Annotated in this window: 22 protein-coding genes and 1 pseudogene; 5 read left to right on the forward strand and 18 right to left on the reverse strand. The window is 66.5% G+C overall.

Going from position 1 to position 21,585, the window contains the following annotated elements; all coding sequences use genetic code 11:
* Positions 1 to 26: 26 nt before the first annotated feature.
* Both JZ791_RS09865 and JZ791_RS09870 read right to left on the reverse strand, forming a co-directional pair.
* Positions 27 to 1,628 (reverse strand): GMC family oxidoreductase, encoded by a 1,602-nt coding sequence (locus JZ791_RS09865; protein WP_216893910.1) that lies wholly within the window; start codon positions 1,626 to 1,628, stop codon positions 27 to 29.
* A 737-nt stretch (positions 1,629 to 2,365) separates the two neighbouring features.
* Positions 2,366 to 2,887: a carboxymuconolactone decarboxylase family protein gene (locus tag JZ791_RS09870; RefSeq protein ID WP_216893911.1), complete on the reverse strand. Its 522-nt coding sequence runs from the start codon at positions 2,885 to 2,887 to the stop codon at positions 2,366 to 2,368.
* Positions 2,888 to 3,155: 268 nt separating this feature from the next.
* Between JZ791_RS09870 and JZ791_RS09875 the strand changes: the two genes are divergently transcribed.
* Together JZ791_RS09875 and JZ791_RS09880 are read left to right on the forward strand one after the other, a co-directional pair.
* On the forward strand, positions 3,156 to 3,782 hold the full coding sequence (locus JZ791_RS09875) for a TetR/AcrR family transcriptional regulator (RefSeq protein WP_216893954.1): 627 nt from the start codon (positions 3,156 to 3,158) through the stop codon (positions 3,780 to 3,782).
* A 240-nt stretch (positions 3,783 to 4,022) separates the two neighbouring features.
* A complete protein-coding gene (locus JZ791_RS09880; protein ID WP_216893912.1) occupies positions 4,023 to 4,610 on the forward strand; it encodes a TetR/AcrR family transcriptional regulator in 588 nt (195 codons plus the stop codon).
* A 39-nt stretch (positions 4,611 to 4,649) separates the two neighbouring features.
* On the opposite strand, the gene JZ791_RS09885 is transcribed toward JZ791_RS09880, so the two are convergent.
* The 5 genes from JZ791_RS09885 to JZ791_RS09905 all read right to left on the reverse strand — a co-directional run bounded on the left by JZ791_RS09885 (position 4,650) and on the right by JZ791_RS09905 (position 8,952).
* Positions 4,650 to 5,420: a hotdog domain-containing protein gene (locus JZ791_RS09885; RefSeq protein ID WP_216893913.1), complete on the reverse strand. Its 771-nt coding sequence runs from the start codon at positions 5,418 to 5,420 to the stop codon at positions 4,650 to 4,652.
* Between the two features lie 26 nt (positions 5,421 to 5,446).
* Positions 5,447 to 6,367, reverse strand: coding sequence for a TIGR03564 family F420-dependent LLM class oxidoreductase (locus JZ791_RS09890; RefSeq protein ID WP_216893914.1), 921 nt, complete (start codon positions 6,365 to 6,367; stop codon positions 5,447 to 5,449).
* 76 nt (positions 6,368 to 6,443) lie between these two features.
* Positions 6,444 to 7,346, reverse strand: coding sequence for an NADP-dependent oxidoreductase (locus JZ791_RS09895; protein WP_216893915.1), 903 nt, complete (start codon positions 7,344 to 7,346; stop codon positions 6,444 to 6,446).
* 168 nt (positions 7,347 to 7,514) lie between these two features.
* Positions 7,515 to 8,117 (reverse strand): nuclear transport factor 2 family protein, encoded by a 603-nt coding sequence (locus JZ791_RS09900; protein ID WP_216893916.1) that lies wholly within the window; start codon positions 8,115 to 8,117, stop codon positions 7,515 to 7,517.
* A 1-nt stretch (position 8,118) separates the two neighbouring features.
* Positions 8,119 to 8,952 carry a TauD/TfdA dioxygenase family protein gene (locus JZ791_RS09905; RefSeq protein WP_216893917.1) on the reverse strand — a complete coding sequence of 278 codons (834 nt, stop codon included), beginning with the start codon at positions 8,950 to 8,952 and terminating at the stop codon, positions 8,119 to 8,121.
* 293 nt (positions 8,953 to 9,245) lie between these two features.
* Here JZ791_RS09905 and JZ791_RS09910 point away from each other — a divergent pair, with 293 nt between their 5' ends.
* Positions 9,246 to 10,043, forward strand: coding sequence for an alpha/beta fold hydrolase (locus JZ791_RS09910; protein ID WP_216893918.1), 798 nt, complete (start codon positions 9,246 to 9,248; stop codon positions 10,041 to 10,043).
* The gene (locus JZ791_RS09915; RefSeq protein WP_216893919.1) at positions 10,043 to 11,314 is read left to right on the forward strand and encodes a PP2C family protein-serine/threonine phosphatase; all 1,272 of its coding nucleotides are present in this window, start codon (positions 10,043 to 10,045) and stop codon (positions 11,312 to 11,314) included. Before JZ791_RS09910 ends, JZ791_RS09915 begins: the two co-directional genes overlap by 1 nt.
* A gap of 211 nt (positions 11,315 to 11,525) precedes the next feature.
* Here the strand turns inward: JZ791_RS09915 and JZ791_RS09920 are convergent, their stop codons facing one another.
* The 9 genes and pseudogenes from JZ791_RS09920 to JZ791_RS09955 form a co-directional block, all read right to left on the reverse strand.
* Positions 11,526 to 12,455 (reverse strand): GNAT family N-acetyltransferase, encoded by a 930-nt coding sequence (locus tag JZ791_RS09920; protein WP_216893920.1) that lies wholly within the window; start codon positions 12,453 to 12,455, stop codon positions 11,526 to 11,528.
* Between the two features lie 143 nt (positions 12,456 to 12,598).
* A complete protein-coding gene (locus JZ791_RS46000; protein ID WP_256461845.1) occupies positions 12,599 to 12,727 on the reverse strand; it encodes a hypothetical protein in 129 nt (42 codons plus the stop codon).
* Positions 12,728 to 12,805: 78 nt separating this feature from the next.
* Positions 12,806 to 12,925 (reverse strand): annotated as a pseudogene (locus tag JZ791_RS09925) (IS3-like element ISAar45 family transposase); the annotation flags it as partial.
* Positions 12,926 to 13,119: 194 nt separating this feature from the next.
* Entirely contained in the window at positions 13,120 to 13,794 is a 675-nt protein-coding gene (locus JZ791_RS09930; RefSeq protein ID WP_216893921.1) for an HAD family hydrolase, read from the reverse strand.
* Positions 13,791 to 15,113, reverse strand: a complete 1,323-nt coding sequence (locus tag JZ791_RS09935; RefSeq protein WP_216893922.1) for a glycosyltransferase family 2 protein — start codon at positions 15,111 to 15,113, stop codon at positions 13,791 to 13,793. The genes JZ791_RS09930 and JZ791_RS09935 overlap by 4 nt, the downstream gene beginning before the upstream one ends.
* Positions 15,100 to 15,711 carry an AAA family ATPase gene (locus tag JZ791_RS09940; RefSeq protein WP_216893923.1) on the reverse strand — a complete coding sequence of 204 codons (612 nt, stop codon included), beginning with the start codon at positions 15,709 to 15,711 and terminating at the stop codon, positions 15,100 to 15,102. The genes JZ791_RS09935 and JZ791_RS09940 overlap by 14 nt, the downstream gene beginning before the upstream one ends.
* Positions 15,693 to 16,451 (reverse strand): polysaccharide deacetylase family protein, encoded by a 759-nt coding sequence (locus tag JZ791_RS09945; RefSeq protein WP_216893924.1) that lies wholly within the window; start codon positions 16,449 to 16,451, stop codon positions 15,693 to 15,695. The genes JZ791_RS09940 and JZ791_RS09945 overlap by 19 nt, the downstream gene beginning before the upstream one ends.
* A complete protein-coding gene (locus tag JZ791_RS09950; RefSeq protein WP_216893925.1) occupies positions 16,438 to 17,439 on the reverse strand; it encodes a glycosyltransferase family 2 protein in 1,002 nt (333 codons plus the stop codon). Before JZ791_RS09950 ends, JZ791_RS09945 begins: the two co-directional genes overlap by 14 nt.
* Before the next feature lie 15 nt (positions 17,440 to 17,454).
* The gene (locus JZ791_RS09955; RefSeq protein WP_216893926.1) at positions 17,455 to 18,756 is read right to left on the reverse strand and encodes a nucleotide sugar dehydrogenase; all 1,302 of its coding nucleotides are present in this window, start codon (positions 18,754 to 18,756) and stop codon (positions 17,455 to 17,457) included.
* 132 nt (positions 18,757 to 18,888) lie between these two features.
* Between JZ791_RS09955 and JZ791_RS09960 the strand changes: the two genes are divergently transcribed.
* Positions 18,889 to 19,491 carry an NUDIX hydrolase gene (locus tag JZ791_RS09960; RefSeq protein ID WP_216893927.1) on the forward strand — a complete coding sequence of 201 codons (603 nt, stop codon included), beginning with the start codon at positions 18,889 to 18,891 and terminating at the stop codon, positions 19,489 to 19,491.
* Here JZ791_RS09960 and JZ791_RS09965 read toward each other — a convergent pair.
* Positions 19,420 to 20,520 carry a helix-turn-helix domain-containing protein gene (locus JZ791_RS09965; RefSeq protein ID WP_216893928.1) on the reverse strand — a complete coding sequence of 367 codons (1,101 nt, stop codon included), beginning with the start codon at positions 20,518 to 20,520 and terminating at the stop codon, positions 19,420 to 19,422. The two genes, JZ791_RS09960 and JZ791_RS09965, sit on opposite strands and share 72 nt — an antisense overlap.
* Before the next feature lie 263 nt (positions 20,521 to 20,783).
* Entirely contained in the window at positions 20,784 to 21,518 is a 735-nt protein-coding gene (locus JZ791_RS09970) for an O-methyltransferase (RefSeq protein WP_216893955.1), read from the reverse strand.
* Between the last annotated feature and the right edge of the window lie 67 nt (positions 21,519 to 21,585).

The following is a 21,585-nucleotide window of genomic DNA, read 5'->3' on the forward strand; positions in this document are numbered from 1 at the left end:
CCGTGATGTAGCGTCGCGGTATCGGCCTACCGGTCGTGCAGGATGAAATCTGCCGCACGCCAGGCCATTGCCATCATGGGCCCGTTGAGGTTGCCGGCCACCATCGTCGGCAACACCGAGCAGTCGACGATGCGAAGCCCCTCCACGCCGCGAAGACGTAGCTGGGGGTCGACGACGTCGTCGGCGCTCGGGCCCATCGCGCAGGTGCCGATCGCGTGGTAACCGGCGTAGCCGCCGCCGAGCGCGGCGTCGGCCAGTTCGTCGTCGCTCCGCACATCGGGCCCGGGATAGGTCTCGTTGCTGATGTGCTCGGCCATCGGCGATTGCTCGAATACGGTGCGCATCGTGCGCAGCAGATCGGCCGTCGCCTCCCGATCCTCCTGTGTACCCAGGTAATTCGGATTGATCCGGAGGCCGGCGTCCGGGTCGCCGGAGGTGATCTCGACCCAGCCCTGGGCGGTGGGCCGCAGGACCATCCCCAGGCACGACACTCCGGCGGTGCGTTCGATTGCGACCGGTTCACCGGTGTTGTACGGCGGAATGGTCCACGGCCCCATCATGATCTGCCCATCGGGCCGGTCGAGTTCGGGCTTGGTCTTGACGAACCCGACGATATCGAACGAGGGGGTGGCCAGCGGTCCCTTGCGCGTCGCGAGATACCGGGCGCCCGACAATGCCTGGCCGACAGTACTGGACAGCTGCTTGTTGTAGCCGAGGTCCTCGTTGAGCCGCAATCTCAAGGTGGCGCAGCGGTGTTCGCGCAACCGGCGCCCGACATTGTCGCGCTCGAGATAGACCGGAACACCGGCTGCGGACAGTACCTCCCGGGGGCCGATTCCGGACAGCTGCAACAGTTTCGGGGTGTTGAGGCTGCCGAGCGAGACGATCACCTCGCGGTAGGCGCGGAACTGCACAGTGCCGCTCTTGCCCGCGGCCACCACGCCGACGGCCTTGCCGCCTTCCAGCAGGAGCCGTTGCACCGTCGTGCGCGTGAGCACCGTGAGATTGGGTCTGCGCAGTACGGGCCTGAGGAATGCGGTGGCGGCGCTGACCCGGCGGCCGTTGCGGATCGTCGACGTGGCATAGCCGACCCGTTCGTCGTCGCACTCGTTGATATCGATAACCCGCTTCAGGCCGACTCGCGTTGCGGCGTCGATCATCTCGTCACAGAGCGGATCCGGGTCGCGCGGCACGGAAATGTGCAGCGGTCCGCCGGTGCCACGGGTCGGTGACGGCCCGAACTCGTTGTCCTCGAGTTCTCTGAAAATAGGCAAGATCTCGTCCCAGCCCCAGCCCTTGTTACCGAGCCGTTCCAGACCGTCGTAGTCCGCGCGCTGGCCGCGGTTGTAGATCATGCCGTTGATCGAACTGGACCCGCCCAATGCCTTTCCGCGCAGCCACTGTTCGCTGTGCGGGTTCGGCCCGAACGGCGTGGTTTCGTAGTGCCACACGTGTTTTTCGCTCTCGAACAGCATTCCCGCACCCTTGGGAACATGGAACAGCGGATTGCGGTCGCCGCCACCGGCTTCGATCAGCAGAACGCTGATCTCCGGGTCCGATGACAACCGGTTCGCAAGAACGCACCCGGCCGAGCCTGCGCCCGCGACGATGTAGTCATAGTTGGTCATTTCGCTGTCCTTCTTCCCGCGCGCGGGCGAGTTCCATCGAGCCACCACGCGAGCGCGTATCGGGAGCGCCGCAATGCCCGTGCGCTTGCGCGATATGCCGAGTCCGCGTAGGGCGGCCTGTGGCGTGCAGAGGTTTTCACCCGCTTTGTACGACTGTATAGCATAGAGGGGTGCCGGCGATTGCGATGGAGAACGCCGAACCCGGACGCGCGGCCGGAGGGGCCTATGGGCGGGGTCGGGCCGATGCGGCCCGACGCGCTCTGGGCTCGGCCGAAGATCCGGTGATATGCGGACCGCCAGGTTCCACTTGGCACTGTCGAGACGATGTCGCATCAACGGCGTGTGGCCGCCTGCCGCGCGGCTGGGTGGCTTCTTCGCCCCCACGTACTCGGGCCCGCAGATCAGTGGACTACGACACTTTCCCTGTCCGCGCGGGACACAGTCCGCGGTAACCCACAGCGGCCCGTTCGCTGTCTTCGCGGTGCACTGCGTCGTATCCGCCGATGCGGTGACGCACGGGGCGAACAACGCACTCACTCCAGCCGCGCGTCGGGATGCCCCGCGGGGCACTCCGTCCGCCGCGCTGCGCGTACTCGGCGTCCAGCGGAGGTCGATGGGCCGCCCGCCTTCGTGGTAAACCGGTGATTCCGAACAGCCTCGATGGTCTTGCGGGTGTCATGCGGGCAGTTCTAGTTATTGGTGACTTATACAAGAAGATGAGCCGTGCGACCTGCCGGTCACTCCGGCTGGACGCCGAAGGTGTTGTACGCCATGGCCAACAGCATGTAGCCGCCCGCGGTGAAAACGAGGTCCATGCACTGCTGCTCGGTGAGGTAGCCGCACAGTGCGCTCCAGGTGCGGTCGCTGACGGCGGACAGTTCGTCGAGTTCGTCGACGGCCTCGATGATGGTCTGGTCATGGACATCCGGTAGGGAGCCGGCGCGGAGGGAATCGATATCGGCGCCGGAGAGCCCCACAGCCGCGGCGCCGGCGAGGTGGTGAGTCCAGATGTAGGCGGACTTGCGACGGACAGCGACGCGCAGGATGACGAGTTCTTTGAGGCGCGCGGGGAGAGTAGAGCGGAAGTTCAGGTGGACGCCGAATGTTACATATGCCTCGGCGAGGTCGGGGTGGCGGGCGAGAGTCGACATGGCTGTCCCGGCGCCTTCGGGATTGCGGGCACTGCGTGGTAGCAGAGCCTTGAACGCCTCGCGGGTCCGGTCGTTCCATTCGTCGGCCGGTAACGGGGGTAACCGCATCTGATCCATTCCTTTGCCGGTGCCGGGTGTATGACCAGTGCTGGTGCGCAACCGATCCGAGGTGGTGTGAAGCCGCGAGCCGGCACGTAGGTCCCGCTGCGATGTGATCGGGCCGATGCCGGTGATCACATGGTCTCCTGGTTGTATGTAGGTGATATGCCGGAGATCGGGATCGGACCGGCAGGGATGCTACACGCGTTACTATACGATCGTATAGCAACGGGAGGTGTAACGGTACAGGTCGACCCGGATCGTGAGGGAGGTGAGTGTGGCGGCATCGCCCCGGCGCATGGGCGCCGAGACGTCGAAGACACGTGGCGTCCTGCTGGATTGCGTCGAGCAGTTGATGCTCGAGGAGGGATACGCGGCGGTGACCTTCCGGGCGGTGGCGGCGCGCGCCAATGTCACCTCGAGCCTGGTTCAGTACTATTTCAGAACTCTTGACGGGATCTTCCTTGCTGCGATCCGACGTTATTCGGACCGCAATGTCGAGCATTTGGAGCGGGCGCTGCAGGTGCCGGCCGACCGGGTGTTGCGGGCGCTTTGGGAGTACAGCTGGGAGGAAGCCACGAGCGAGCTCACGATGGAATTCATGGCTTTGGGCAACCATCGTCCGAGTGTGCGTTCCGAGATCGCCGAGGTCACCGAGCGGGTCCGCAAGATCCAACTCGATGTTCTGGCACAGAGTTTCCAGGAATCGGAATTCCTCGTCGGCAAGCTCACACCCGGCGCGCTGCTGTTGCTGATCGTCGGAATCCCGAAATTCCTCAATCTCGAAGAAGGCATCGGCGTGCGAACCGCCCATCAGGAACTGGTGGATGCGTTCGAGCACTACCTGAACTCCGCGGGAGAAGCGAGTCCGGCAGCGCGGCGCGGTCAACCGCGGAAGAAGTGAGTTCCGACCGCTTCGCCTACCGGCCTCCGTCCCCTGGCGCGGCACGCATCGGCTGACGCCGGTGACGATTCGGTCTGCGTTCAGTTGTTGGCGCCCGGTACAAGATGGATATATTCGATGCTGGAAGTCTTGCTTTCGGGTCGAGGAGGTCGCAGTGATAGCCAGTGTCAGCGGGCTGGTGCCGGTGGCGGTGGCGTATGCGGCCCATGGGGTGGGTCGGCGGACTGCGTGGCTGCTGCGATGAGTGGGCAGCGCGGGGTCGGGTCGCGGAGTTCGCAGACCCGCGCGGATATCATCCGAGCCGCTGGTGAGTTGATGCTCGATCAGGGGTACGCGGCCGTTACCTACCGCAGCGTCGCTACCCGCGCCGGGGTGACGCCGGGGCTGGTGCAGTACTACTTCCCTGTTCTGGACGATCTGTATATCGCGATCCTCGAAGCGGGCACAGACGGTTCGGTACGGCGACTGGAACGGGCCGCGGCCAGCGCCCGACCGCTGCGTGCGGTGTGGGCTTATGCCAACGACAAGGCCGGTGCCGCGCTGCTGTTGGAGTTCATGGCATTGGCCAATCACCGAAAGTCGATCGGACCGGTCATCGGCCGCGGCGGGGAGCGCCTGCGCCGGGCCCTGGTGGACGCGCTGGAGCCGACGCTGGAGCGATATGGGTTGGCGGACAACGAGATTCCTCCCGCAGCCGTGGTATTCCTGATGTCGGCTGTGCCACGTATGATCCGTCTCGAGGAGGCTTTCGGCACTGTCACCGGCCATGCCGAGATGATCGAGCTGGTCGAGAAATACCTCGACGAGGTCGAACCGCAGGACACATGAGATTTCGTGCGGAGTGATCGGCGTCGAGATTTCGGTGAGCTATTCGCCGAACAAGCGGACGGTCGCGCGAGTCGTCAGCCGATTCGCGTTGCCTGCGTCATGGAGCGAGATCCGGCCGAGGTCGTGGGCAAGGGTGGCGGTGGCGATGATCGGCCCGGTGCGGGCGGGCTGCAGGTAGCGCAGCGCGAGCGCGCAGAGTGTGCGGCCCGGTGCCAGCGACAGGGCGGCTTCCTCGGCTGCCAGCGCGATCAGTCCGCCGCTGATGGTGTGGGAGAAGTTCAGTCCGTCCTCGGATCGGGGAAGTAGCACTGTTCCCGGCTCACGATGTCGGCAGCCGACGCGCTGTGCCAGCGGGACTTGCAGTCGTGCAGGGGATGGCGGCAGGCCGATGCTGAGGCGCTCGGGTACTTGAAGTGTCCGGTTCGGCGATGCCATGAACGAGGCCGTGCCGAATCCGAAGAACTTTCCGTCACACTGGAATTCGACGGCGGCGACGAAGACTGTGCGGCCGGTCTTCACTGTTCGGCCCAGGACCCGCACCTGTCCGGCGGATGGTGCCGGACAGGTGAGCTGAATGTCGAGGTCGAGGGTGACCGGGACGCGCGGTCGCAGCGCGAGCGATGCCAGCAGACCGGTGACCGAATCGGTCCATGCGGCCAGGATGGAGGTTCGCAATCGGGTGGTGCCGGGGACGTGCATGTGCGGTGTGATCGTCGCTGCCCCGTGTAGTTCGTCGCCGACCATGGTGGTGGCGAAGCCGAGCTCGCGAAAGACGTGTCTGCGGTGGCCGCTGTCGTGGCTCTGTGTCATCGCCGCTGCCTGTTTCTCGGTCGGCATCACGGGCCGGTGAGCAAGCTGCGCAGCAGCTCACGGGTCCGGCGGGCGGAGGCGGCCCGGTCGGTGCCGACGGGCACGATATTGGCCCAGATATCGGTAGCACCCGCATCGAGCAGCGCTTGCAACTGCTGGGTCACGGCGTGCTCGGTGCCGACGATCGCGGCGTCGGCGGCGGTCGCAGCGCCCCCGGCGTCGAGGATGCGCTGATAGTTGGGCATGCCGGAGTAGACAGCGGAGCTGGCGGCGACGGCTTCGCGTGCGGCGTCCCGGTCCTCGTGCACTGCGACCGGCAGTCCAGCCACGATCCGTGGCGCCGGCCGGTCAGCCGCCGCGGCCGCCCCGGACACGCCTGGCACGATCCGGCTCTCCAGGGCCTTCGCTGTTGCCATCCAGCAGATGGCGCCGTCGGCGAGCTCACCGGCGATCTGCAACAGCCGTGGTGACAATGCCGCCAGCAGCGTGGGCACGGGATAGGCCAACGGGGCGACCACACCTGCGCAGTGTGCGGACCAATCCCGCCCCTGGAAATCCACGTCCCGGCCGTGCAGCGCAGCGGTCAGAATGTGCATGTACTCCTGGGTGTTGCGGGCTGGATGGTCGTAGGACTGCCCGTAGACGCCTTCCACCAGTGCCCGGTGCGAGGGGCCGATGTCGAGCGTGAAACCCGGGCGGTTCATGGCGCTGACGACGGCCGCGACCCGATTGGCTTGCAGCACAGGGTGACACGGGTACGTCTGCAGCACCGCAGTGCCGAGTTCGATGCGATTCGTGCTGCGCCCCGCGATCGCGATCGCGGTGAGCGGATCACCGGCCACCGTGCTCGCGTACCACAGCGAGGTGAACCCTTCTTCTTCCGCGCGCGCCGCCTGGCCGACGATCTTGTCCACCGACGCACCCATCCCGGTCAATCCGATACGCATGCCGCTCCTTCCGTCTGGGGCGTTGCCGCCGCGGTACTGTCGCGGGCCTGCCCGGTGGCCGCTGTACGAGAGTTGCTCACCATGGTGTGAGCACGAGTTTGCCTCGCACGCGGCCTGTTTCGCTGAGGCGGTGGGCTTCGGCGACGTCGGCCAGCGATATCGCCCGATCGATGTGCACACGGGCCTGTCCGGCTCGTACCAGCGTTCCGATCTCGGACAGGTCGGACCGGGACGGTCTGCCGGTGACCTGCGCCGCACGGCAGTCATCGCCGACGTCGGACTGTTGTGCTGTGATATAGCGCCCGCCCGCGTTCAACACCCGCAACGACCGGGACCCGTAGTCGCCGCCGACGAGGTCGAGCACGACGTCGACATCATCGACTGCTGTAGCGAAATCCGTTGTCGTGTAGTCGATCGCTTCGTCGATGCCGAGATTACGCAGGAACGTGTGGTTGACCGCGCGGGCGGTGCCGATCACCCGTGCGCCGCGTAGCTTGGCGAACTGCACGGCCAGGTGGCCGACCCCGCCCGCAGCCGCGTGGATCAGAATCCGCTCGCCCGAACCCAGGCCCGCCAGCTCGAGTGCCTGCCATGCGGTCAGCGCGGCAGTGGGCAGCGCGGCGGCTGTGAGGATATCCAGATCCGCGGGACGCGCGGTGAGGTGGTCGGCGCGGGCGATGACGTATTCACAGTAGGTTCCGGTGCGGCTGTGCACCATGCCGAAAACCTGGTCACCCGAACCGAATTCGGTCACTTCATCGCCGACCTCGGCGACGGTGCCGCACACGTCGAATCCCAGCGTGAACGGCGGCTCACCCAGGAACCCGACCTGCCCGGCACGGAGTTTGCAGTCGACAGGGTTCACCGACGTGGCTGCCAGCCGGATCAGTACCTGTCCCCGCCGCGGTGCGGTGAGGGGCACTTCGATGGTCTCCAGAACGTCCGGGCCGCCCAGGTCCTTCTGACTGACGACTTTCACGGTTCATCCTTTGCTCACTGGTTCGCGGTTCGAGCTGATCGTGGTTATCCGCCTGATCGTTCGGTGGTTGGGTGCCACAGCCCCTGGCGGCCTTGTGCTTTCGCGCACCGTCCGTGGCGGACGGGTGCGGGCAGTCGGCCCTGTCGCCTACGGCCGCGCGCGAGTTGGTCAGGTTGAGGATTCCCCTGATGGCGCGGGTGGGGCGCTCCATCGTGCCGGGGCGGGCGAGTCCGCCTGCAGTGGACGTTGATAGGACAGATCGGTGGTGTCCCGGGTGCCCTTGGGATAGCCCTGTTCGGTGAAGAACCGAGACTGCACAACCCGGGCGTCGGCGGTGAACATGACCTCGACGGTGGAGCGCCGCAACGCGATACGCCAGTGGCCGTCCCGGCGTTCGAGCCGGTCGATGTAGCGGCCACTGATGAACTGCGCGGTGCGGCCATCGCTGCCGAGCAGCACCACGATCGAGTAGCTTTCGGCGTGCGCGCTGTCGCCGTCGATCTCGCAGGTATGGGTGGTGATGTTGTGCGTGTGCACCTGCGAGGTGGCCGCATGGGCAGTATTGGCCCAGTCCGCGTAGTCGGCGCCACTGTTGGTGGCGTTGCCGTGATGGTCGATGGCGTCGGGATGGTATGCGCTGCTGATCAATTCGGCATCGTGGCGATCGCACCCGCGAGCGTGCCGGGCGATGCAGTCGAGGATTTCGGCCCGGTCCTCCAGATAGCGCAGGCGGTGGTGCAGGTCGGCCGAATCGTTGGTGCCGGTGCTCATTTCAGGCGACCGCCTCGACACCGTTGAGCGTGGTGCGGTGCATCAGCCGCCGTGAGGTCAACTCGAACGGGATGGCGCGGTGCAGCATGCCGGTGTTGTCCCAGATCACCAGATCGCCTCGGTGCCATCGGTGCTGGTAGGTGAACTGCGGTTGTGTCGCCCAGTCCAGCAGATGGGTCAACAGGGCCCGGCCCTCCTCGACGGCCCGGCCCACGATATGGTCGGCGGTCGCTCCGATCAGCAGCGACTTGCGGCCGTTACGACGTGTCCACACCAGCGGATGGACCCGGCTCGGAACCCGCGCCCATGCCGCGCGCTCGGCATCGGTGGGTTCGGGGTTCGCCAGCAGTTGCGCCGCGGCGAAGGTGTGCTGCACCTGCAAGCCCTCCAACTGGCGCTTCTCCTGCTCCGGCAGTGCCGCATAAGCCAGGAACGTGTCGGCGAACGCGGTGTCGCCGCCGGACGTATCCACCTCCTGGGCACTCAACAGCGTTGCCTTCTGCGGGACTTCGAGAGTGGCGCCGTCGATGTGCCAGTGGAAGTTGCCCTTCCGGTAGGAGGCCAGCACAGCGTCGGTCTTCGACGGATCGAGGGTGATCGTTTCGATCTCACCGAGCCGATGCTCGCGGGTCCGGGACATCACCGGATCACCGAGCAACCGGGTGAACGTCACCAGATCCTCATCGGCGATGTGCAGATCGCGGTAGATCAGAACGCCGTACTCGTCCAATGCTGTCCGGCAGTGCTCGGCGGCGGCGGGGGCCGTCAGTTCCCCACCGGCCACTCCGGTGATCTCGGCGCCGAACGGATCCATGGGATGAAGGTGCAGGGGCATCGCAGGTCCTTCTTATTGCTCAACTGTACAAGAGCAGACTATACGATATTGGAGAGTGACGTTCTCTTCTTGCTGGTTGAGCATTCCAAGCATCGGGACCACGACACGACCACCGCTTTTCTCGGGGCTGCCGCACGGCGAATAGGGCCGGGACTTCGTCATGCCAGCTCAATGGCCGACATGCTCGGACAGCGCTTCGAGGCCCTCGGACGAGCCCGGCTCAACCAACCGCAACCCTCGCGGCCCGAGGGTAAGCGCAGCCTGCTGACGACCGGACTGGCAGTATGTGAAACGTGGGCGTGCGTGAGAAGAACAACGTCGTGGTCACCGGGGTTCCCGGGGCGCCGCCGATGCTGCTCGCGCATGGTTTCGGGTGTGACCAGAATCTGTGGCGTCTGGTGGCGCCCACGCTGGCGCAGCGGTTCCGGGTGGTGCTGTTCGATCACGTCGGCGCGGGGGGCTCGGATACCTCGGCATGGACGGCGCAGCGATACTCCGATCTGGGGTCGTACGCGCAGGACATTCTCGACTTGTGCGCCGAGCTGGATCTGCGTGAGGTGATACTCGTCGGTCATTCGGTCTCGGCGATGATCGCGGTGCTGGCCGCGAACCGTGAACCCGAGTGGTTCGCGAAACTGGTTCTGCTCACCCCGTCGCCCTGCTATATCGACGACGGTGACTATCGAGGCGGATTCAGCCGCGCCGACATCGACGAACTACTCGAATCCCTCGAATCCAACTATCTGGGCTGGTCGGCGACGATGGCCCCGGTGATCATGGGCAACCCCGAGCGTCCCGAACTCGGAGGGGAACTGACAGACAGTTTCTGCCGCACCGATCCGCAGATCGCGCGGGTATTCGCCCGGGCGACATTCCTGTCCGACAACCGCGACGACCTTTCCCAGGTCACCGTCCCGACACTGATCATCCAGACCTCCCACGACGTCATCGCGCCCACAGAGGTCGGTGCCTTCGTCCATGATCGGATTCCCGCCAGCGAGCTGGTCACACTGGACGCGGTCGGGCACTGTCCGCAGCTGAGCGCCCCCGAACTCACCGCCGCGGCGATCATCGAGTTCGCCGGCCGCTGATGGCTCCCATCGGCGACGAGATCGGAGGCCCCAGCCACGAGCCCGCGCACGGTAGCGAGGCGAACCCGGCCTTCTCGGCTCTGCTGGAGGACAGCGCCGAGGACCTGTACGAGAACGCGCCGTGCGGATACCTGTCGACGCTGATGGACGGCACGATCGCCAAGATCAACGCGACCCTGCTGGGCTGGCTCGGCTACCGTCGCGAGGATGTGGTCGGCCGTCGGCGGTTCGCCGACCTGCTCACCGTCGGCGGGCGGATGTACCACGAAACCCACATCGCGCCCATGCTGGCCATGCACGGTCACGTGGGCGGGCTCGCCCTGGAACTGCTGCGCGCCGACCGGTCGCGCCTTCCGATCCTGGTGACCTCGATCGTGAAGACCGGCTCCGATGGCACCGCACAGCTCATTCGCACCACCGTCTTCGACGCCAGCGACCGCCGTGCCTACGAACAGGAACTACTGCGCGCCCGCCGTGTCGCGGAGAGTGAACGTGAGCAGGTGCAAAAACTCGCCTCCACCTTGCAGCGCACCCTGCTGCCTCCCACACTGCCCACCGTTCCCGGGATGGAAATCGCCGCCTACTACCACCCCGCCTCCCGCGACGAGGTCGGCGGCGACTTCTACGACGTGTTCCCACTCACCGGCGACACCTGGGGATTCTTCCTCGGCGACGTCTCCGGCAAGGGACCCGAAGCCGCCGCGGTGACCTCCCTGACCCGCTACACCCTGCGCGCGGCCGCGGTCTACGATCCAGATCCGGTCGAAGTACTGGGCAACCTGAACACCGTGCTCAACCACGAATACCACAGCAACGACTCACGATTCTGCACCGTCATCTACGGCTCGCTGATCCCCGATGCCACCGGCGCCACGCTCACCCTGGCCAGTGGTGGTCACCCGTCAGCGGTGGTGATCAGGGCCGACGGGACAACACAATTCGTGGCGACGCCCGGCGGAATGCTCGTCGGGCCGTTCCCCGAGGCCGTATTCACCAGCGCCGAAATACATTTGAATGCCGGAGACACCGTCCTGCTCTATACCGACGGTCTCACCGAAGCCCGCATCCGTGGTTCACAACGATTCGACGAGTTCCAGCTCTTCGACATTCTCGCCGCCGACGGGCCGACCGATGCCGCGAAACTGATTCTGACGCTGACCGAACTACTCACCGGATTCGGTGACGGAGTCGAAGACGACACCGCCCTGCTCGCCCTGAGCATCCCGGCAACGACGGCCGGCACGCCTAGAGCGGACCGGCCTCAGCGTTGACGCACTACTGCGGTCCTGTTCTTCCAGCAACGCGGAGACTCGTTCGGTGTCGACCGGCGTAGCGGCGGTGCCGGGTGATCCGCGGGGGCATGGAAGTCCGAGTTGGTATCGGCCAGCAGGAGTTCGGCGTACATGCGGCCCTCGCGGATACCGAATGACTCGCCAGCCACCGGCCTGGGGGCCAAGCGCACAGTGCGGGTCGGGGCAGCGCTCACTTCACGTCGGTCACGGGGATCTCGTAGAACCGGGGACCCGAGCGGGTGAGCCGGTGGCCCAGCGTCTCGTTGACCGCGATCATGTGCTCGTTGTCGGCTCCGTTGCGAGTTCTGATCCGCTTCAGGCGCGGCTCGGTTTCCGCGAGCAACTGCATCATCGCGGTCTTGACCAGTATGCCGAGCCGATGTCCGCGGTGCGGCCTGGTCACCGCTGTGAGATGCTGGTATGCCCATTCCGGCTCGTCCGGGTCGATCGTGAGCTCGGTGATCGCGGCCATCTCCCCGGTCGCCTCCCGCACCGCCGCGACCGAGTAGCCACGCAGGTGGCCCGCGCGCAGCAGCATTCCCGTCCGCTGCCTGACGCGGTCCGCGTCCCACACCTCGGGCTGGACGCCCTCGGCGTGCGGTGCGTCGGCGTAGTACGCGTTGAGCGCCCCCGCGTACCCGGCCGCGTGCTCGTCGGGGACGGGCCCGGTCCAGGTCACCAGCGAGTACCCGGTGGCCTTCCGCTCCGCCTCGGCGCGCATCTCCGCGACCCGTTCGGGCGGGATCTCGCGCAGTTCCTGGACGCGCCTGGCCCTCTCGAACGCCAGCGTAGCGCCGGTGCTCCGAGCGAACGCGTCCCCTGCGGAGTCCGCCGGCGTGACCCCGTCCAGGACCATCCGGCCGTGCGCCGCGGCCCGCTCCGCCGCGTGCCGCAGCAGGGCCCGGCCAGCTCCCTGACGCCGCAGAGCCGGATGGGTGAACAGGTAGACGAACGCGCGGTCCAGGTTTTCCAGGTCCGGCAGATCCAGCCGGTAATACGCCACCGCACCACCGAACTCATTGGGCAGATACCAAACCTCGCCGGGAGCGCCCTCCCAGTCGCCGGTCAGCAGGAGGCGATGGGTGCCAGGGGAGTCCGGCGGCTCGATCGGCTCGTCCACCAGGTGCGCCGCGCGAAACACCTCGTACAGGGCAGAGGCGGTGAGGGTATCGGCTGGCTCCCAAGGCAGAGGGCGCGGGGTGCTGGGCAGTCGGGGTGATCCGTCGGGAGGAAAAGGTCTTGACATAGCCTACCCAGCCCGGGTCACCCGAGTGCCTCGTTGATCGCAATCATGTGCTGGTTGGATTCGGCGTTGCCGGTGTCGATCTGCGCCGTCCGCTGCTCGCCCTCCGCCAGCCACCGGAGCATAGCAGGCCGATTGGATATGGCCATGACAGCGCATCGTTTGGTCCTGAGGGACTGCTGCAGGATCAGGTGACAGTTTGACCTGGCCCACCGATTGGGTTTCGGTCACGCGGCCTGACTGGCCGACGCGGTCATGATTGTCGCGTATTCGATCGGGGTCAAGCGGCCCAGGCTGGCCTGGCGTCGGCGGCGGTGGTAGGTCCGCTCGATCCAGGTGACGATGGCATAGAGGACAGGGCTTCCCTGATCGTTCATGTCCCTATGGTGTCAGTGACCCGATTCCACGCATCACGCGGTAACACTGACAACTTTGTGGTGGCTCTGCAGCCGATAATCGCACCGGCACAGTGGGTTTGTGGCTCTGGTCTGTCCGAGCGTAGGTAGCTTCGCTGGTGCGATATGGAGTGGACTGGCGGGTCTTAGACGTCGGCGAGGTCGGGAAGCAGGTGACCGATATCTTCGCGAAGTTTGGCTGGTTCGGTGAAGTGAATGGCCGAGCCGCCCCATTGGCGGAATATTTCGCAGGTGTCGGCGCAGTCATCGATGAGGATCGCGTCGGTGGGTGCGAGGCCATAGCGTTCGAGGGTGGGGCCGAAGAACCGTTGTGGGTTCTCCTTTTTCAACGATCCCACCGTCGAGGAGACGATCAGTTCGTCGATGCGTAGTTCGCCGGTCAGCACGCGTGGGGCGGCGTGGACGAAGCATTCCATGTTGTCGCTGGCGACGGCGAGGAACGCGCGGGGGCGCAGGGCGCGCACGATGTTGGCCATGGCGGGGTCGATTTGCGCGTTGCGGCAGTCGCGCAGCAACTCTCGCAGGAGGTAGCCGTCGTTGTAGCGGGGTGGCAGGGTCAGGTTGAGTGTGTCGATGACTTGTTCGTCGGTGACCAGGCCCCGCATCCAGGCTCCGACGTATTCTTTGCGGCCCCGGAACAGGTCTTCGAGGGCACCGTTGAGGGGGCCTGCGAGTGGGTGTCGCTGGTTGCCGAGGATCGAGTCCCAGAACTGCGCCGTGGACAAGGTGTTGTACCAGTCGAAGAATATGAACACGTCGAAAATCGGCAGGACGCATTGTTCGTTGGCGCGGTGGGTCATTCGGTCTCCCGGGTCCGGTGTTGGATCGGTGCGCGACCGGTGAGCAGGTCGCGGACCAGGGATACGAGTCCTCGGATCCCACCGGCCCAGCAGCTGAGCGCCGCGAGCGGATACAGGGCCGCTGCGGTGGCGATCTGTCGGCGGCGAGGCCGGTAGTCGCTGGGGAACTCCAGGGCGGGCAGGCCGGTGAGCATCCTGATCAGTGGCCCGTAGAGCGCGATCGCCCACCCGGCGGCTGCGACGGCGCGTTGACGGGGTCCGAGGACAGCCAGTGCCAGGGCTTGGGCGGGTATCCCGAATGCCCATTTGATGCCGCCGTAGGTGCCCTGGGCGGCGATGATCCGGCCTCGGCGGGTGCGGGCGTACTCGATGCTGCACAGTGGTCCCCGGATCCAGGTGCAGCGCTGGCGCTGCAACTCACGCACCGAGCGGGGCGCGTCTGCGCATTCGAGGGTGGCGAACGGATGGATCCGCAGCCCGCACGCCCGCACCGCGACGCCCAGGGCGGCGTCTTCCAGGCCGTAGCGCGGGTGCGGTAGACCGCCGAGTTGCTGGTAGGCGGTGGTGGCGATCAGCAGTCCGTGGCCGACGGCGTGCTGATACCAGATCGACCGCAGCCAGTCTGGGAGCCATCGGACGTGGCCGCTGCCAGCGAGGTAGCGGAATACTTCGTGTTCGAAGGTCCAGCGCGATTGGTAGAACGCCTCGGCGGTCGCGGCCGGGGACAGCTCGGACAGGTTGCCGAAGAACACACTGGACTGCTGGGCGACCTCGACACTGGTGCCGGCGAGTTCGATGATCTCCGCGCAGCCGTGCGGCGAGAGCCTCGAGTCGATGTTCGCGACGTACAGATATTCCGGCGCCGGGTCACGGGTGGTGAGCTGGTCGAGGGCCCAGCCGAGTTGTTCCCCGTAGGTGCGGTTCACGCGCGGGTAGTGCAGGATCTGCGCGCGCTGGTCAGCGGCGGCGCGGCGGAAGCTGGCGGTCGCGGTGACGGTGTCCCAGCTGTGTGGGCCGGTTGGTCTTTCGTGGCGTTCGCGTTCGGTGGTGACCATACACAGTCGCAGGTCGGGCTGGTCACCGAGCAGTTTGCACCAGTGGTCCACGCAGTCGCTCGCGCGGTCCGCCTCGTGAAGCATCGGCACGACGACCACGATATCGCGGGCCGCCGCGACCCGCCCGAGGTTGGTGTGCGTGGTCCGCGTGGCGGCCAGAGCGCTTAGCCCGGTGAGGCTGGCGTGCACGCACCAGGTGCTCCAGAGGCCGTTGGCCACCATGAGCGCGGCCACTATCCAGCTTGCGTGGTCAGAACGTTTCACGGACGCTCTCACACGCCCGGGTGACGACATCGGCGAGGGGCTGGTCGCTGTCGATGGTGATGACCCGGCTGCCGCTGGCCGCCAAGACCTGCTGGTAGGCATCGATGAGGATGGACAGGAAATCCTGGGTGCGCAGGCGGGTGTCGATCGTGCGGGCCAGGCGGTGATGCCGGTCGACCGCGGTCGGCGCTGAGACCGAGAAGTACACGATCAGTGGTGGGATCGGGCGCTCGCACACCGGCATTGGTGCGGTGGTGGCGGTGTCCGGGTCGCCGGGCAGTCCGAATGCGGTGTGCAGGGCGAGCCGGTAGGCGGCGATCGAGAGGTAGCAGCGATCGAAAATAGCTGTCGGGCTGTCGGATTCATCGGTGAGTTTCCATCGCCGGTCATCGAGGTCGCGGTAGACCGCGACGCGGTGGTGCTGGTCGTCGGCTGAGTCGGAGAGCTGCGCGACCCGCAGGCGCTCGGCGGGGGTGAGCATCTCGTGGTAGTCGGGCACGACCATGACGCCCGAATGCTGGTGTGCGACGGCGGTTGCGGCGGTGGACTTCCCGGCGAACGGTAGTCCTTCGAACGCGATCACTCGCTGTCCGGCCATGGGGTCCTCACTTCATCGGTGATGCGCTGGGCAAGGGTGACGGTGGTGTCCTCGGCGCCGACGGGAAACCGGGGCCGCAGCAGTTGGCCGGTGTCGATGCCGGGATCGGTGGTGGCCAGGTGGGTGTAGAGGCCGAAACGTTGGTTCAATGCCAGGGTGGTGGCGTTGTAGCAGCCGTGCGGGAGCACGAACTCCCTGCACGCGCCGGTGAGGGTTTCGAGGTGTTTGGCCTCGACCAGCTGGAACAAGACCTCGTTGTCGGACAGCGGTTCGTGCGCGCCGCCGCCGAGGCGGTCGCGATAGTGGCCCCCGAGCGGGGTGGCCAGCAAGATGCCGGTGCGGTCGTAAGCGGCCAGCCGGATATGGGACCAGCCGTGCGCGGCGATCCGGACTCCGCGCGCAGCAGCGGCGCGCAGGTCGGTGGTGGTGCCGCGCCCGGTGCGCCCGATCGTGGTGACCGGCACCGCGATCACGACCTCGGCGAACTCGGTGACATCGACCCTCGGCAGCACCAGATCGAACACCGAGCGCCGATTGTCGTCGAAATACAGCCGCGTGCGCCGAGTGATGCCCTGATCGCGGCACCAGCCGATGATCCGGTGCAGCACCTCGGTGGTGGTGTCGTAGCGGGACCACAGCTGATCGGCGGAAGCGGCGATGTCGTGGAAGACGATGTTCACGGTGCCGGCCAGGTGCGAGAGCAGCTCCGACAGGCCGGGGGTGCGGTCAGTCGAGGTCATGAGCCAGGAACTCCGTGTAGAACCGGCGGTGCGCCGCCGCCAGGGCCGTATCGCGTATCCGTTGGTTGTGGTGGGCCGGGTTGTGTTCGACGTGGACAGCGGGCACCGAGACTTGCGGGATGACCCGGACACCACAGGCGATCAGCCGGGCGATCAGGCTGGTCTCGGTCCACCCGTAGCCGGTGAACGACTCGTCGAACCCACCAGCGTCGAGCGCGGCTTCGACCGGTACGGCGAAACAGCCGCCGAGCACCATGTTCGGCAGCAGCCACGGGCCCACAGTGCCGTGCCAGCGGCGGAAGAAATCGGTACCGGTGACCAGATCGAAGCGCCGTCCGACATACAGCCAGTCGCCCGGGTCGGCGACCCACGAGGGCTGGAACCGGCACGACCACCGCCAGTCCGCGCACACCGTCGCGGACGCCAGCGCCCGCTCCGGATCGAAGTCGTGGGGTCCGGCTCGGTAGGTCGAGAACAAGGTCGCCACGATCGGTGGCTGCACCGCCGCGTCGTGGTCTGGTGGCCGCCACAGCCCGCAGGTGCGGATCACCTGTTCGGGGTGGACCAGCACGTCGGAGTCGACGAACAGCGCCACGTCGAAGTCCCTGCTGGCCTGCAGCCCGAGATTGCGGGCTGCGACCCGGCCCCGGTTCTCGGGCAGCCGGATCACCGTGACCGGGCCTATGGTTGAGTCGTCGGGAAACGGATGTGTCGCTGAGCCGTCATCGATCACGACGATCTGCGTATTCGGCGGATCAGCGGGAAAGGCGCACTGGTAGGCGTGGAGCGCGGCTGCGAGGCGGGCCGCACATTCGGTCGCCAGCGTCCCGGTCTCGTAGTAGGGCACGATGCACGACACCCGCAGTCGCGGCACCGGCCACCCCGGTGTACGTGGGTCGAACCCGAAGTCGTTGTCGTGCCGCAGAATCGCCGACCGTAGAGCGCGGCGGGGACCGGCCCCAGAGGCGTGGTATCCGAGGAATGTCATGAATCCTCCTGTTGCTCAAAGAAGTTCGATGGTCGACGCGGGCGGCATGACGCCGCAGGCATCGAAGATGTAGTCGGCCATGGCGAGCGTGGCGGTATCGAGCCGGTGATGCCCCACCAGGACGGCAACCGCGGACACCTCGGCCACGAGCTCGGCGGTGACGCCGGCAAGCACGTCCGAGACGCCCTCGGCAAGAGGGTCGTAGGCCAGGACGCGGGCCCCGTGCCTGCGCAGTTGCTCGATTACCGCCAGCGCTCGTGAGCCGCGTACGTCGCTGATGTTGGGCTTGTAGGTGATCCCGGCGACCAGGACCACCGCGTCGGCGGCGGTAATCCCGCGCCGGGCCAGGCCCGCGATGATGCGATCGGCGATCCAGCCGGGCACCGCGTCGTTGATTCGCAGCGCGGACTCGATCAAGTCCGCTGCGGCACCGCTGGTTTCGCTGATCCGCCAGGACAAGTAGCGCGGTGCCACGGGAATGCACTGTCCACCGGCACCGACGCCCGGGGTGAACGGCATGAACCCGTAGGGCTTGCTGGAGGCCAGCGCGATCGCCGCCCGCACGTCGGCACTGAGGTCGGTGGCGTGGTGGGCGATTTCGTTGATCAGCGAGATGTTGACCAGCCGGAAGGTGTTCTCGATCAGTTTCGCCAACTCGGCGGTCCGCATGTCCGGGGCCAGGACCACGGTGTCGACCAGACTTTCCCAGAACTCGGCGACCTGGTCCCGGGAGGCCGTGTCGGCACCGGCCACGATCTTCGGGACCTTCACCGTCGCATCGATGCCGTCGCCGGGGTTGATCCGCTCCGGTGCGTACCCGACATACAGCCCCGCACCGACCCGCAGGCCCGAGGATTCGAGCACCGGCACCACGATCTCCTCGGTGGTCCCAGGCCAGGTCGTCGACTCCACGATCACCACGCACCCGGGCCGGACATGTGCGGCAACGGTTTTCGCCGCCGCCTCCACGCATCGCAGATCCGGCTGACCGGCCGCTAGCGGGGTTGGGACACTGATCACCGCCACCTCGAACCCGTCGAGCCGGGCCGCGTCGGCAGTCAGGGCGAACCGGCCCGAAGACAACGCCCGCACCAGTCTGGCCCGGGAGACATCACCGATATCCCCTTCGCCGCTGTAGAGCCGGAAGATCCGCGAGGGGTCCGTGTCGTAACCGACCACGCTGTGTCCGGCCTCGACCGCAAGAATCGACACGATCAGGCCGACCTGCCCCTGCCCGATCACCGCGACCCGGCGCGCCGCTACCGCCCCGTCCCGCGCCACTGGAGCCTCAGCCCGCTGTGCGGGTAGCGCCTTCACCACGATGCACCTCGAATCCCTTGTCCGACAACCTCGTACCCTCAAGGGTGGGCAGTCGGGGGTGGCACCGGAACGTAGCAACCCGTAGCACGACCGGGGTGATGGACCGGCTCGGGCCGGTACGGTGAGGACATGGCCTCCCCACCCCGCACCGAGGTGCACAGTGAGCGCACCGTGTACGACGCTCCCCCCTGGCTGCGGGTGACCCTCCACGACATCACGACCCCCGACGGTGTAGCCCGCACCCATCACGCGGTCCGGCTCAGCACCGTCGCCTGCACCATCGCCCTCGACGACCACGGCCGGGCACTGCTACTGCATCGCCACCGGTGGATCGTCGTCGGCATCGGATTCGAAGCTCCCGGCGGCATCGTAGAACCCGACGAGGCCCCGGAGGCGGCCGCGCGCCGAGAGCTGCTCGAGGAAACCGGATTCGAAGTCGGCCAACTTGAACTCGTGGCGGTCCTGGAGCCGATGCCGGGGCTGGTCCAGACCCCGCACTACGTCTACCTCGCAAGACAACCGCGCCAGGTCGCCGCACCCACCGACGCCGAAGAAGCCGCAAACCTGCTGTGGGTGCCCCTGACCGAAACACGCGAACTACTGGCGGCCGGACAGCTACTCGGAACCGCCACAGCAGTCGGGATGCTCGCCGCGCTGGGGCTACCCGCTGCCGACGGTCAATTCCCGCACGCGCCGCGCGAGCAGGTCGTGGCGGTGCCGCAGGCGCCGTGACCCGAGGACGGTGATGCTGTGGGCGGCCGAGGACAGCAGGCCAGCGGCCTGATCCAGTTCGCGGCTTCTGAACGCGTGCTCGGCCAAATCGAGCACCTGAGCGGCATGAGCCCTCGCGAATTCGCCGGGCAGCTCACGCAAAGCGTGTTCGGCGATCTGGCCGGCGGCCGGATCGCCGAGCTTGACCAACAGGTGACCTTGCCAACGGTGCAGGTGGATCTCGTTCAGCGCCAGGAACGGCAGCGCCGCCTCGTCCCCGGGACGGGCTCGCGCGAGCGCGGTTTCCGCCTCGGTCATCGCCTCCCGCACCGTTTCCGCCTCGCCCTCGCAGTAGGTGGCTACTTGTGCTCTGGTCGCCGCGAGCCAGGACCGCAACAGCATCGGCAGACCGGGAAAACTCTCCGCGTGCCGCACCTGGGCCAGCGCCAGTGCAGGCTGACCGGTTTCCGACAGCATGACCGCGTGCTCACCGAGCGCATGCGCCAGCAGCGCAGGATCTCCGGACCGTGACGCTGCCTGCCTTGCCAAGCCATAATGCCGGGCCGCTGCGGTGTGATCTCCGACATCCAGGTCCTGCCATGCCGCGAGCGCAGCCGTATCCGCTTGGGCGAGAGCCACGCTGCGCCGATCGGTACCGGAGCTGCTGGCCCACATCGTTTCCAACGCTGACACCTGGCCTGCAGTCTGCGCTCGGACGAACGGCGCGCCCAGTCGCCGATCCAGCAGCCGCAGACTGTTCGTGTGATGAGCCAGGACACCGAAAAGCGAGTCGTCGCAGAGCTGTTCGTCAAGATCAACGTCCACAGGTCCGCTGTCCGACGACAGCTCGAGGACACTGCACAACAGCCGCGTATGCACCGCATCCGGAGCGACGTGCCCATTTTCCCACCGCGACAACGCCACCCGCAACGACGCCGGGCTCATCAACGTGACATGCTCCACCGCGGCCTGACTGCGCAACGCACCCAACAACCGGGTTTGAGACCACCCACGCGCCTCGCGAGCCGAGCGGATCAGGCTTCCGTCCATACACGACCGTCCTGTCGAGCAGGCCCCGCAGCGCGCAGAAAACAGCGGCGGCGCCAAACTGGCACTGTGGAAGGGCTTCTCAGATCCTCACAGTGTGGCAGGAGTGGCCCTTCGACGAAACCGAGTTACGCGACCGTCGGCCGCGTGGACTCAATGCCAGACCTCCGACCAACCTGACTGAGGGGCACATCGACCATTGGAACAGGGGTTTTCTGCCGGCGGTGTGCGGTTCCGGCTGGTACTGGCGTATCTCGTGCTGGTGATCAGCCGCCGTAGATCGATTCGAGTACGAGGTCCTTGAGAACCTTCTGGTACTCGGCGTGGGTGCGATGTTCCCGGGTGTGCCATCCCGCGCCCTCGTGGTGGTGCATGAAGGCCCGATACTCCGGGGCGCCAGGGTATTTGACGTTGTCTGCTACGACGACCGACCCCGGATGCAGCCAGTCCTGGTTCAGGATCCGGTGGAGATCGGGAAGATACTCCTGCTTGACGTGATCGAGGAAGGCGAAATCCAGTGAGCCCGAGGTGAACTCGTGCTTGTCACGTAGGGCGGTCAAGGTCTTTCCGTCGTCGCCCAAGGTGCCGACGATCACGATGACGCGTTCGCCGATACCCGCGTGATCCCAGATCCGCCGGGCCACGGCGGCGTTCGCCGGATTGAATTCGATCGAGTACAGAACGGCATCGGCGGGCATGACCCGCGCGATGCGTAAAGCGCTGTAGCCGCAATAGGTTCCGAGTTCCAGCAGGCGGCGCGGACGCGCGGCGAGGACGGCGCGGTCGAGGATCCGGCCCTTCTCGTCACCGATGTTGATCAGGTAACTCTTGGTGTAGCAGAACTCGTCGATCGCCCTGATGACGTCGTCGATGTCGTTTCTGCGCGCATGCGCGCACACATAGTCGGCCAAGGCTTGTTCGCGGCCGTCACCGACCTGCCAGTTCGCACCCATATGCCGGAGGCCGAACAGAAACCGCACATACGACCAGCGCAGAAACATCACCGGTTTACCGGCGCACTCGTTGGCGGCGACGGCGAAAGCGCCGGCGGCTACGGCGGCCAGCACC

Source organism: Nocardia alni (genome assembly GCF_019038435.1).
GTDB classification, from domain to species: Bacteria; Actinomycetota; Actinomycetes; order Mycobacteriales; family Mycobacteriaceae; genus Nocardia; species Nocardia alni.

Bases quoted from the DNA above. Each gene is read 5' to 3' on its own strand.
- JZ791_RS09950 (WP_216893925.1), bottom strand. From the start codon at position 17,439: ATGACATTCCTCGGATACCACGCCTCTGGGGCCGGTCCCCGCCGCGCT.
- JZ791_RS09900 (WP_216893916.1), bottom strand. From the start codon at position 8,117: ATGAGCACCGGCACCAACGATTCGGCCGACCTGCACCACCGCCTGCGC.
- JZ791_RS09965 (WP_216893928.1), bottom strand. From the start codon at position 20,520: ATGGACGGAAGCCTGATCCGCTCGGCTCGCGAGGCGCGTGGGTGGTCT.
- JZ791_RS09915 (WP_216893919.1), top strand. From the start codon at position 10,043: ATGGCTCCCATCGGCGACGAGATCGGAGGCCCCAGCCACGAGCCCGCG.
- JZ791_RS09930 (WP_216893921.1), bottom strand. From the start codon at position 13,794: ATGACCCACCGCGCCAACGAACAATGCGTCCTGCCGATTTTCGACGTG.
- JZ791_RS09905 (WP_216893917.1), bottom strand. From the start codon at position 8,952: ATGCCCCTGCACCTTCATCCCATGGATCCGTTCGGCGCCGAGATCACC.
- JZ791_RS09885 (WP_216893913.1), bottom strand. From the start codon at position 5,420: ATGACACAGAGCCACGACAGCGGCCACCGCAGACACGTCTTTCGCGAG.
- JZ791_RS09940 (WP_216893923.1), bottom strand. From the start codon at position 15,711: ATGGCCGGACAGCGAGTGATCGCGTTCGAAGGACTACCGTTCGCCGGG.
- JZ791_RS09865 (WP_216893910.1), bottom strand. From the start codon at position 1,628: ATGACCAACTATGACTACATCGTCGCGGGCGCAGGCTCGGCCGGGTGC.
- JZ791_RS09960 (WP_216893927.1), top strand. From the start codon at position 18,889: ATGGCCTCCCCACCCCGCACCGAGGTGCACAGTGAGCGCACCGTGTAC.
- JZ791_RS46000 (WP_256461845.1), bottom strand. From the start codon at position 12,727: ATGGCCATATCCAATCGGCCTGCTATGCTCCGGTGGCTGGCGGAGGGC.
- JZ791_RS09870 (WP_216893911.1), bottom strand. From the start codon at position 2,887: ATGCGGTTACCCCCGTTACCGGCCGACGAATGGAACGACCGGACCCGC.
- JZ791_RS09880 (WP_216893912.1), top strand. From the start codon at position 4,023: ATGAGTGGGCAGCGCGGGGTCGGGTCGCGGAGTTCGCAGACCCGCGCG.
- JZ791_RS09970 (WP_216893955.1), bottom strand. From the start codon at position 21,518: ATGTTTCTGCGCTGGTCGTATGTGCGGTTTCTGTTCGGCCTCCGGCAT.
- JZ791_RS09890 (WP_216893914.1), bottom strand. From the start codon at position 6,367: ATGCGTATCGGATTGACCGGGATGGGTGCGTCGGTGGACAAGATCGTC.
- JZ791_RS09945 (WP_216893924.1), bottom strand. From the start codon at position 16,451: ATGACCTCGACTGACCGCACCCCCGGCCTGTCGGAGCTGCTCTCGCAC.